The following is a 10,271-nucleotide window of genomic DNA, read 5'->3' on the forward strand; positions in this document are numbered from 1 at the left end:
AGATTCCACAAGATGAGCAGATTGACTCTGTTTATACCGATGGAGCTTATGACACCAAGCAATGCCGTCAGGTCATTGCAGATCGGCAAGCGCATGCGGTGATTCCACCTAGAAAAAATGCGAAACCATGGAAAGATACAAAGATCAGCTCGCTAGCGCGAAATGAATTACTTCGAACAGTTAAACGTTTAGGTAGTACACTATGGAAAAAATGGTCAGGCTATCATCGGCGAAGCTTGGTTGAAACTAAGATGCACTGCATCAAATTATTAGACGATAAATTAACAGCAAGGAGTTTTCCTAGTCAGGTTTATGAGATTCATGCACGCGCAGCTGTCTTGAACAAATTCACAGGATTAGGTCGCCCTCATACCTAAATTTTCACTTAAATCTGAGTTACTTAGGGAACTCTATTTTTAAAGCCTTTATGCAACAAAGCCTCCTACATCTATAAAAAATAGGGGGGATGGACTGCTCCCAGTCCACACTGTGCAGAAGTTCCAGTCCAAAGGGGGGGGATTGAATAAAAGACTTACAAGACTCATAACATCTTGTAAGTCTTTTTTAGTTATAGAAACTTTATTTGTGAGCAGCTATTTAATTTTATATTTTAATTAAACAATAGTGTAGCCACCATCAATGGTGATACATGCACCATTCATGAACTTCGCTTCATCAGATGCTAAGAAAACTGCTAATTCAGCGACTTCATGACAATCACCAAAACGATCTTGAGGAATTTTATCCGTAGGTCGAGTTTCAAGCATTTTCTCTGTCATTGGTGTTCTGATGGTACCTGGGCAAATCGCATTAATTTTAATCCCATTTTTTGAATATACTGCTGCTAGATGTTTCGTATATCCGATAACTGCATGTTTTGAAGAGGTATAAGCAGCACCACCCATTTTTGCAACCAAACCAGCAACAGAAGCTATATTTACAATCGCACCTGTTTTTTGTTCCATCATGATTGGTAAAACTAAATTACTTAGCATAAAGATTGATTTGATATTAATATCAAAAATCTTGTCCCACAACTCTTCAGTGGTTTCTAAAGAATTTGTGTAGTAGTCAAAGATACCTGCATTATTGATCAATACATCAATGCGTGAGAATTTTTCTAAAGTAAAGTTGATTAAAGCTTCTAATTCATCTTTTTGAGTCATATTCACTTGAAAAGGATAGGCTGTACCACCTTCAGCACTAATAGAGTCTGCAAGAGCAGATGCCTTTTCAAAGTCTAAATCTGCAATAATTACTTTTGCACCATTTTTAGCAAACTCAGTTGCTTCCGATGCACCCATACCTGATGCAGCGCCAGTAATAATACATACTTTGTTTAATAGTCGTGTAGTCATAATTCCGTTTTAACCTCAAATTATTCTAAATAAGAAAATTATTCGTGTATTTAGAGTACATATTTGATTGAAATAATTGTATAAATACAGGCACAAAAAGTGCGATATTAGTATTTATATTACGAATATCGGATTAAAGTGTGGGATTTTGAGAAAAGGAATTGATCATGAAGAATGAAATAATTAAGCATGAATTATCGGATGAGGTTATTAAGTATGAGGATTACATTGCCGGATTGGCGAAAGGACTCAATATTTTAGAAGCCTTTGGGACGGATCGACATCGTTTAAATGTTACACAAGTTGCTGAGCGAACAGGTATTACTAAAACAGCGACTCGACGTTATTTAAAAACGTTAAAATTTTTAGGCTACTTACATACTGATGAGTACTATTATTGGTTATCTCATAAAGTGCTGAAGTTTTCGGGTGCCTACCTAAATACGGCACATTTACCTAAAGTGTCACAGTCCATTTTAAACTTCTTGGCAGCTCGAACTACTTTAATTTATTCAGTGGTGGTTTTAGATGAATATGAGGTTGTTGCAATTTCTAGAAGTATTCAAAACGAAGATAACTTTAGAGTGAGTCCATTTGGTATTCATTTAGGTAACCGTGTACCTGCATATGCTTCTTCTGTTGGGCAAACTTTATTGGCGCATAAGTCTGAATCCGAACAGTTAAACTGGCTAAGCCATTATCCATTGAAAAGATTCACGGTTTATACAGTGACTGAGCAAGATAAATTCTTGTTAAAATTAAGAAAAGTTAAAGAGCAAGGCTATTGTATTTCATCTGAAGAATATGAACTGGGTGTAACAGCAATTGCTGTACCTATAGTCAATCATAATGGCGATATGGTTGCAGGACTAAATGCAGTTGCACCAACAAGTAAAGTGAATGAACAATATTTATTAAATACGATTTTACCTTTGCTAAGAGAAGCTGCAAATGAACTTAAAGCCCTAATTTAGAAAAAGGCTCTCATAATTTAAATCCGACTATCGCACTCAATATTTAAATCCGACTATCGCACTCAATATTTAAATCCGACTATCGCACTCAATATTTGCATATCGGTTATTTTGCACTAAATAGCCTAGCTACCATGCTATTTCGGCAGTAATTTATATGAAAACATTAACGGACTAAATTAATTCTCGATCTTGAAAAAATAGATTAATTCAAGATGTTCGATGGAGTTGCTAAATGGATATAAGTAAATTGGATACAACTGTTTACGATTTAATTATCGTTGGATCTGGTGCGGGTGGATTGTCTACAGCAGTAACTGCTAAAAAGTTAGGCTTAAACGTTATTGTCGTTGAAAAAGACGCAGTGTTTGGCGGAACTACAGCTTTCTCGGGTGGAGTTTTGTGGATTCCAAATAACCATCTTGCCCAAAAAAATGGCGTTAAAGATAGTGTGGAATCTGCACGAGAATATATGCGTCATGAAACTAAGCAATTTTACAATGAAGAGGCAGTTGAGGCATTTTTGGAAAATGGTCCTAAAATGCTGAAGTTCTTCGAGCAAGAAACCAGTGTTAAGTTTGTACCAACACTTTATCCAGATTACCATCCAGATGCGCCCGGTGGTGTAGATATTGGACGTTCTGTATTGGCGGCACCTTTTGATATCCGTGCATTAGGTGACAATATGAAACGACTACGTCCACCGTTAAAAACCATCACTTTTATTGGCATGATGTTTAACTCATCTAATGCCGATTTAAAGCATTTCTTTAATGCAACAAAATCATTTACTTCATTTGTATATGTGGCAAAACGATTGATCATTCATTTTAAAGAACTTGCGCTTTATGGCCGTGGTACTAACGTGACCAGTGGTAATGCTTTGGCTGCAAGTTTAGCAAAATCTGCATTTGATTTAGATATTCCAATTATTACAAGTGCACCTGTCAAAGAGTTGTTAAGTGATGGACAGGCAATCAATGGTGTCAAAATCATGCATAACAATAAAGAGATCACCCTTAAATCAAAACAAGGTGTTGTGCTCGCTTGTGGTGGTTTCTCGCATGATGTGAAACGCTTAAGCCAACTTTATCCCCACGTAAAACGTGGTGGTATGCATATTTCTCCAGTACCGAAAACCAATACAGGTGATGGTTGCCGATTGGCTGAGTCAGTAGGTGGTCATGTAGATGTTAATTATGAAGATACTTCAGCATGGATGCCGGTATCAAAAGTACCTGAAAAAGATGGCTATGGTGTATTTCCACATTTATTAGACCGTTATAAACCAGGAATTATTGGTGTGCTTAAAAATGGTAAGCGTTTTACCAATGAATCTAATTCTTACCATGATGTTGGTGCAGATTTAATACGTGCTTGTGAACACCTTGATGAAACCGCAATGTGGCTGATTTGTGATAATGACACCATTAATAAATATGGTTTAGGTTATGTCAAGCCAGCACCAATGCCACGAGGCAAGTTCATTAGTAATGGTTATTTAATTCAAGGGAATACCTTAGCTGAACTTGCAAAAAATGCCGGTATTGATGCAGATCAATTGGTTAAAACGGTTGAGAAATATAATACAGACGCGGTACATGGTGCAGACCCTGAATATCAGCGTGGACGTACTTCATTTAACCGTTATCTTGCTGACCCTGAAAATAAACCAAATCCTTGTGTCGCACCTGTTCAAAAAGGACCATTTTTTGCAGTCAAAGTATATATGGGCGATTTAGGTACATTTGATGGTATTCGCACCTCAACAGTTGGCGAAGTAATGTCAGAAAATAATCAAAAAATTCAAGGATTATATGCAGTAGGTAATGACCGTGCCAGCATTATGGGCGGTAACTATCCGGGTGCAGGTATTACTTTAGGTCCAATTATGACCTTCGGTTATATTACCGCACATCATATTGCGAAATTACAACAAGCGAGTAAATAAGGGTTTAAACAGATGATGAATAAGGCGCTTGTTGACCATCGAATCTACACCATACATCCAAGATGTATGCCTAAGTTTTTAGAAGTTTTTGAAATATTGGCGATGCCAGTACTACGTAAACATTTAGGAGAACCTTTGGGTTTTTATGTGTCGAGTATTGGGACTTTAAATGAAGTTGTTCATTTGTGGGGCTATGACAGTTTGGATGACTATCAAAAAAGAAGTTTTGCCCGAGACACAGACCCTGAATTTCAGAACTATCTAAAAGCGTCAGAGGGATTAATTCTCTCGCAAGTGAGTCAAATTGTTAAACCAATCATTTTTAAACAGGATTAATGATTAAGTCCCAGATTTAGTAATAGATTTATTAAATTCATCTAAAGGTACGGCGTTGTTAGAAATGCCGTAAGGATGATTTGTGCTTTTATCAAGGAGAATAAGATGAGCACTACAAAGCAAAGGAAAGATTTTAAGTCAATTCTGAATGACAACAAAATGGGATTTTATCAAAATCTTATTATGTTTTTCTGTTTTGCAATTATTGCTCTAGATGGCTTGGATGTCGTTGTGATGGGCTTGATTGCACCTCAGATTTTGGCTGAGTGGAGTGTAACACCGCAAGAACTTGCACCTGTTTTAAGTGCTGCATTAATTGGTTTAGCAGTAGGGGCATTAACTTCTGGACCTTTATCAGATCGTTTTGGTCGTAAACCAATTTTATTGGTGAGTGTATTTAGTTTTGGTTTATTTACATTGCTCACAGCATTTTCAACCAACACCACAGAGTTAATGATCTTAAGATTCTTGACAGGTTTAGGTGCAGGTGCAGCAGCACCAAACGCTGCAACTTTAGCTTCTGAATTTGCGCCTGAGCGTCGTCGTTTAATGTGTGTGACGATTGTATTTGCCGGTTTCTCTTTAGGAGCGGCAGCAGGCGGTTTCTTAGCAGCGTGGATGATTCCTGAATTTGGTTGGAGAAGTATGCTGTATGTCGGTGGTATTTTACCGATGATTCTTGTGCCATTTTTATATTGGAAAATGCCTGAATCTATTCCATATTTGCTGAAAAAACAAAACTCGCAAGACAAGATTAAGTTACAACTTAAACGCTTATTCCCACGTCAAAACTTTCTAAATTTAGACATTTATTTAGATGAACCACCAACACAAAAATCGGGCTTAGGTATTATTTTGTCACCAAAATATCTATATGGCACGATCATGCTGTGGACAAGCTACTTTATGGCGTTGTTCTTAGTTTATCTATGCAGTAGCTGGTTACCAACAATTGTAAAATTGAACAACTTCTCAATTTCAGAAGCTGCTATTGTTGTCTCATTCTTCCAACTCGGTGGTCCTGTAGGATGTGTATCATTAGGTTGGTTAATGGATCGCTTTAAGCCACGTGTTGTATTATTTATTACGATGTTGGTTGGGGCAGCTGCAACATTTGCTCTAGGTCACTTTAATCAAAGCGTAGTTCTGATGTGCTTATTCGCCTCAATTTTAGGATTCGCATTTAACGGTGGTTGTGTAGGTTTAAGTGCGATTGCTACACAATATTATCCAACTGCTGCACGTGCAACAGGGACAAGTTGGATGAATGGTATTGGTCGTTTTGGTGCAATTGCAAGTGCTTTTGCAGGCGCAGCAATGATTAGCTCAGGTATGCCATTTAATGTGATGTTCAGCTTACTGATGATTCCTGCAACTTTAGCTGGTGTTTCGATTTTAATCCAAGGATTGGGTAAAAAAACTAAAGCGGTTAGTGGTGAGTCTGTAAAAGTTTAAAACACTATAGGCAAAGTTTTAAACGCTTCAATCAACGATGAATTAATCAAACCAAAACTTTTACATAGATCACTTGAGTATTCATATGAATACTCAGTGGTTCTGTGCATCTAAAATTTAAGAATATTGTGAATCGTTATTTTTGTAAGGATATGAAAATGAAAGTATTTAACTTAACAACCCTATGTTTATTTACAAGTTGTGCAATGACTTCACAGCTTGCATCGGCAAATCAAGTGTTATCACAAGATCGTCAGTGGTTGTTTGGGGATTGGGGCGGTCAGCGCGTTGCGTTAAAAGAGCAGGGTTATAATTTTACACTAGGTTTTCACAATGATTCTGCAACAAATTTAAGTGGTGGCTACAATGATGACAACATGCTCTCCAATGCCAGCCAGCTTACTTTTGGTGCGAATTTCGATTTAAATAAAATTGCAGGTTGGGATAACACAGAATTTAATCTAGTGGTCACTAAGCGTGAAGGTGATGCTTTAGCTTTAGAAAGAATAGGTGATCCACGGGCAGCAATGTTCTCAAGTCCACAAGGAATTTATGGTCGTGGGCAATCATGGCGTTTGAGTCAAGCATCGATTAAAACAGCTTCAGATGATAAGCGTTTAACATTTAAATTTGGCCGGGTTGGTTTATCGGATGACTTTAACGGTTCACACTGTGAATTCCAAAGTTTAATGTTGTGTGGTGGCCAGTTAGGTAAAACTGTAGGCGATATTTGGTATAATGGCCCTGTAAGCCAATGGGGGATGAATGTTAAATATACTCTATTGCCATCGTGGACCATAGGCTTAGGTATCTATGAAATTAATCCTGAAAACACCGCTGAAGATAAAGGTTTTAATCTTGATATGGATAATGTAATAGGTGCATTAATTCCATTAGAGGTGTCATGGAAGCCAAAGTTTGATGTCTTTAGTCAATTGCCTGGTGAATATAAAGTTGGTGGATATTTATCGACAGCAGATACCAAAGACATTAAATACAATCCAGAAAATCAGATTGCATTAACGTCAGCAGAGCTGAAAAATCACAACAGTAAAAACAGTGTGTGGTTAAATGCACAACAACAAGTGTTTGCACATGAAGATAATTCAAAAAGAGGATTATTTGTTTCAGCAAACTTCACATTGAATGACAAAGATACCACCGCAGTTGAATCAAGCCAACAATATGCGATGTGGTATAAAGGACTTTTTGATAGTCGCCCGAATGACAGTGTAGGGATTGGTATTGCATATTTTGATATAAATGGTGACTTACGTGACCGCCAAAACTATCTTAATGAAGTTAATGGTTTAGATTCATCTGATTATAATGATCCGAAATATATACCTATTAAATATAATGAGTTAAGCGCAGAAATTAACTACAACTATCAGTGGTCACCTGCTATTGCACTGCGTCCGAGTATTATATTTTTCCATCAACCTGGTGGTTTAAAAGAAGTAGATGATGCGTGGGTATTTGGTTTAACCACTAGATTTAATTTCTAATAAAAGCATGAAATAAAAAAGCAGAGGATTTCCTCTGCTTTTTTTTGTTTTATATTTTAAAAATCCATATTTTAATGATAACGAAATAAACACCTTGTTGGCGATAATAGTGTTATAAATGCGATCATCGGATTTTTTGCGCATTGTTCAGTAGAATTAAACCTCATTAAATACTAAATTTTATAGCAGGAATTAACTCGGAAAAAGCATATGGATATTCTGAAAACTAAAGTAGCGATTATTGGTGCAGGCCCATCAGGCTTATTATTAGGACAGCTATTATATAAAGCAGGGATTGATCACATCATTGTTGAAAGACAATCAGAAGAATATGTTGCATCACGAATCCGTGCTGGAATTTTAGAACAAGTAACGGTTGATTTGTTAGAGCAAGCAGGCGTTGATGAGAATCTAAAAAATAAAGGACTGCCACATTCAGGTATTGAAATTCTTACCTCTAAGCAAAAACATCGTATTGATTTAACCAACTTAACCGAAGGTAAACAAGTTACGGTTTATGGTCAAACCGAAGTCACTAAAGATTTAATGACGGCACGTAAAAATAGTGGTTTGCAATCTTTTTATATGGCGCAAGATGTACGTATCAACAATTTTTATGACCAACCAGAAGTTGAGTTTGTGGTAGATGGTCGTGCTGTAAAAATTGAATGCGAATTTATTGCTGGTTGTGATGGTTATCATGGTGTATGCCGAGCGAGTGTACCAAGCGATCAAATCAAAACTTTTGAAAAAGTCTATCCATTTGGCTGGTTGGGTATTTTAGCAGATGTACCACCTGTATCAGACGAGCTGATTTATGTGCAGTCTGAACGTGGTTTTGCATTATGTAGTATGCGCTCACATACTCGTAGCCGTTATTACCTACAAGTACCTCTAACTGAAAAAGTCGAAGATTGGTCAGATGAAAAGTTTTGGGAAGAACTTAAAAACCGTTTAGACCCAGAAAGCCGTGAAAAGTTAGTCACTGGCGAATCTATTGAAAAAAGTATCGCGCCATTACGTAGCTTTGTTACAGAACCAATGCGCTTTGGAAAATTATTTTTAGCAGGGGATGCTGCACACATTGTGCCGCCTACAGGTGCGAAAGGCTTAAATTTGGCGGCATCGGATATTGCTTATCTTTCTCAGGCTTTAATTGAGTTTTATCAAGATGGTAGCGAAAAAGGCATCAATGAGTATTCTGAAAAATGTTTAAAACGAGTGTGGAAAGCAGAGCGTTTCTCATGGTGGATGACACATTTATTACATCGCTTTGAAACTGAAACTGAATTTGAACACAAAATTAAGCAAGCTGAATTGAGCTACATTTTAGACTCACAAGCAGGGAAAGCCACCTTAGCAGAAAACTATGTTGGTTTGCCATATTAAACGCAATATTTGAAAGCCTTAAAAGATACTAAGGTTGAGAAAAAGGGATGCATCAAGATGTATTTAATGAATCGACTCAGATTAACGGATCAAATTTTAATTGCACAACATGCTATTGATGTTGAACATAACGCCTATGCTTTAAAATTGGTTCAAATGTGTGGCGATTCTATTAAACATCTTGCACATCCCTCTAAAGTGGTTTGTATTGAAGCCGTTAAAAATGAAGGTTTAGCGATTCGCTACTTAAAACTTCCAGATAGAGAAATCTGTATTTATGCATTAAAGCAAAATGGATTTGCTTTACAGTATATCGATCAACAAGATGAAGCTTTGTGTGCGATTGCCATAGATAGTCATCCACATGCTCTTAAATATGTAAAAATAAAATCAAAATCTTTGATTTTACGCGCACTTAAAAAAGATGGATTAACAATCCAATATGTAGATCAGCCAACTGATCAAATGAAATTAATAGCAATTGAAAGAAATCCTGATTGCATACAATTTTTTGAAAATCTTAGTGCAGACCTTGTTGAGGTTGCACTGAATATTAAACCAAGTGCAATTAAATATTATCGACACGCAACATGTGAAACGTGGAAAAAAGTACTGTCAAAAAATCCAAATATAATCCGCTATCTTGATACCTATTGTGAAGAGCTAATTGCACACTCAATTTCAATGAATAGCAATTGTATTAAGTATTTAAGAAAAGATTTTTGTGAACAATTTCAACAGCAAGTTTCACAATCTCTTAAATCGTAAAGAGTATTATTTAAATGATTGATAAAAGTCAAACTTCTTTAATAGAAGCCCTTTCTCAAATTAAAGACGGTTCAACCATTATGATTGGTGGGTTTGGTACTGCAGGTCAGCCTGCTGAACTCATCGATGGCTTAATTGAACTCGGTATTAAAGACTTAGTGATCGTCAACAACAACGCAGGTAATGGTGATTACGGCTTGGCTAAACTGTTACAAGCAGGCGCTGTACGTAAAATCATCTGTTCTTTTCCTCGTCAGTCTGACTCTTATGTCTTCGATGAACTCTACCGTGCAGGCAAAATCGAGTTAGAACTTGTACCGCAAGGCAACTTGGCTTGCCGTATTCAAGCGGCGGGTATGGGCTTAGGTCCAATCTACACACCAACAGGTTTTGGTACTTTGCTTGCTGAAGGCAAACCAACCATGAATTATGAAGGTAAAAACTACGTTTTAGAAAATCCAATCAAAGCTGACTTTGCGTTAATTAAAGCGCATAAGGGCGATCGCTGGGGGAACTTGGTGTACCGTAAATC

General features: G+C 36.9%; 10 protein-coding genes. 9 read left to right on the forward strand and 1 reads right to left on the reverse strand.

The window, feature by feature from the left end; all coding sequences use genetic code 11:
* Window positions 1-377 (forward strand): IS5 family transposase (locus tag AC1M9L_RS14400; RefSeq protein ID WP_481592507.1); only part of this gene is annotated, 377 nt, incomplete at its 5' end.
* Window positions 378-614: 237 nt separating this feature from the next.
* Here AC1M9L_RS14400 and AC1M9L_RS14405 read toward each other — a convergent pair.
* Window positions 615-1,358 (reverse strand): SDR family NAD(P)-dependent oxidoreductase, encoded by a 744-nt coding sequence (locus tag AC1M9L_RS14405; protein ID WP_481592508.1) that lies wholly within the window; start codon window positions 1,356-1,358, stop codon window positions 615-617.
* A 161-nt stretch (window positions 1,359-1,519) separates the two neighbouring features.
* Here AC1M9L_RS14405 and AC1M9L_RS14410 point away from each other — a divergent pair, with 161 nt between their 5' ends.
* The 8 genes from AC1M9L_RS14410 to AC1M9L_RS14445 form a co-directional block, all read left to right on the forward strand.
* Window positions 1,520-2,332, forward strand: a complete 813-nt coding sequence (locus AC1M9L_RS14410) for an IclR family transcriptional regulator domain-containing protein (RefSeq protein ID WP_481592509.1) — start codon at window positions 1,520-1,522, stop codon at window positions 2,330-2,332.
* 235 nt (window positions 2,333-2,567) lie between these two features.
* Entirely contained in the window at window positions 2,568-4,283 is a 1,716-nt protein-coding gene (locus AC1M9L_RS14415) for an FAD-dependent oxidoreductase (protein WP_481592510.1), read from the forward strand.
* 15 nt (window positions 4,284-4,298) lie between these two features.
* Window positions 4,299-4,619: an NIPSNAP family protein gene (locus AC1M9L_RS14420; protein ID WP_481592511.1), complete on the forward strand. Its 321-nt coding sequence runs from the start codon at window positions 4,299-4,301 to the stop codon at window positions 4,617-4,619.
* Window positions 4,620-4,724: 105 nt separating this feature from the next.
* A complete protein-coding gene (locus AC1M9L_RS14425; protein ID WP_481592512.1) occupies window positions 4,725-6,074 on the forward strand; it encodes an MFS transporter in 1,350 nt (449 codons plus the stop codon).
* A gap of 152 nt (window positions 6,075-6,226) precedes the next feature.
* Entirely contained in the window at window positions 6,227-7,582 is a 1,356-nt protein-coding gene (locus AC1M9L_RS14430; RefSeq protein ID WP_481592513.1) for a carbohydrate porin, read from the forward strand.
* A gap of 210 nt (window positions 7,583-7,792) precedes the next feature.
* Window positions 7,793-8,971 (forward strand): 4-hydroxybenzoate 3-monooxygenase, encoded by a 1,179-nt coding sequence (gene pobA, locus AC1M9L_RS14435; RefSeq protein WP_481592514.1) that lies wholly within the window; start codon window positions 7,793-7,795, stop codon window positions 8,969-8,971.
* A gap of 57 nt (window positions 8,972-9,028) precedes the next feature.
* Window positions 9,029-9,739, forward strand: a complete 711-nt coding sequence (locus AC1M9L_RS14440; protein WP_481592515.1) for a DUF4116 domain-containing protein — start codon at window positions 9,029-9,031, stop codon at window positions 9,737-9,739.
* A 14-nt stretch (window positions 9,740-9,753) separates the two neighbouring features.
* The coding region (locus tag AC1M9L_RS14445) for a 3-oxoacid CoA-transferase subunit A (RefSeq protein WP_481592516.1) at window positions 9,754-10,271 on the forward strand (518 nt) is incomplete at its 3' end.

This window comes from Acinetobacter sp. ANC_7511 (assembly GCF_056779975.1).

Excerpts from the sequence above, each read along its gene's own strand:
- AC1M9L_RS14440 (WP_481592515.1), top strand. The coding sequence starts at position 9,029 with ATGTATTTAATGAATCGACTCAGATTAACGGATCAAATTTTAATTGCA.
- pobA (WP_481592514.1), top strand. The coding sequence starts at position 7,793 with ATGGATATTCTGAAAACTAAAGTAGCGATTATTGGTGCAGGCCCATCA.
- AC1M9L_RS14420 (WP_481592511.1), top strand. The coding sequence starts at position 4,299 with ATGAATAAGGCGCTTGTTGACCATCGAATCTACACCATACATCCAAGA.
- AC1M9L_RS14430 (WP_481592513.1), top strand. The coding sequence starts at position 6,227 with ATGAAAATGAAAGTATTTAACTTAACAACCCTATGTTTATTTACAAGT.
- AC1M9L_RS14415 (WP_481592510.1), top strand. The coding sequence starts at position 2,568 with ATGGATATAAGTAAATTGGATACAACTGTTTACGATTTAATTATCGTT.
- AC1M9L_RS14425 (WP_481592512.1), top strand. The coding sequence starts at position 4,725 with ATGAGCACTACAAAGCAAAGGAAAGATTTTAAGTCAATTCTGAATGAC.
- AC1M9L_RS14405 (WP_481592508.1), bottom strand. The coding sequence starts at position 1,358 with ATGACTACACGACTATTAAACAAAGTATGTATTATTACTGGCGCTGCA.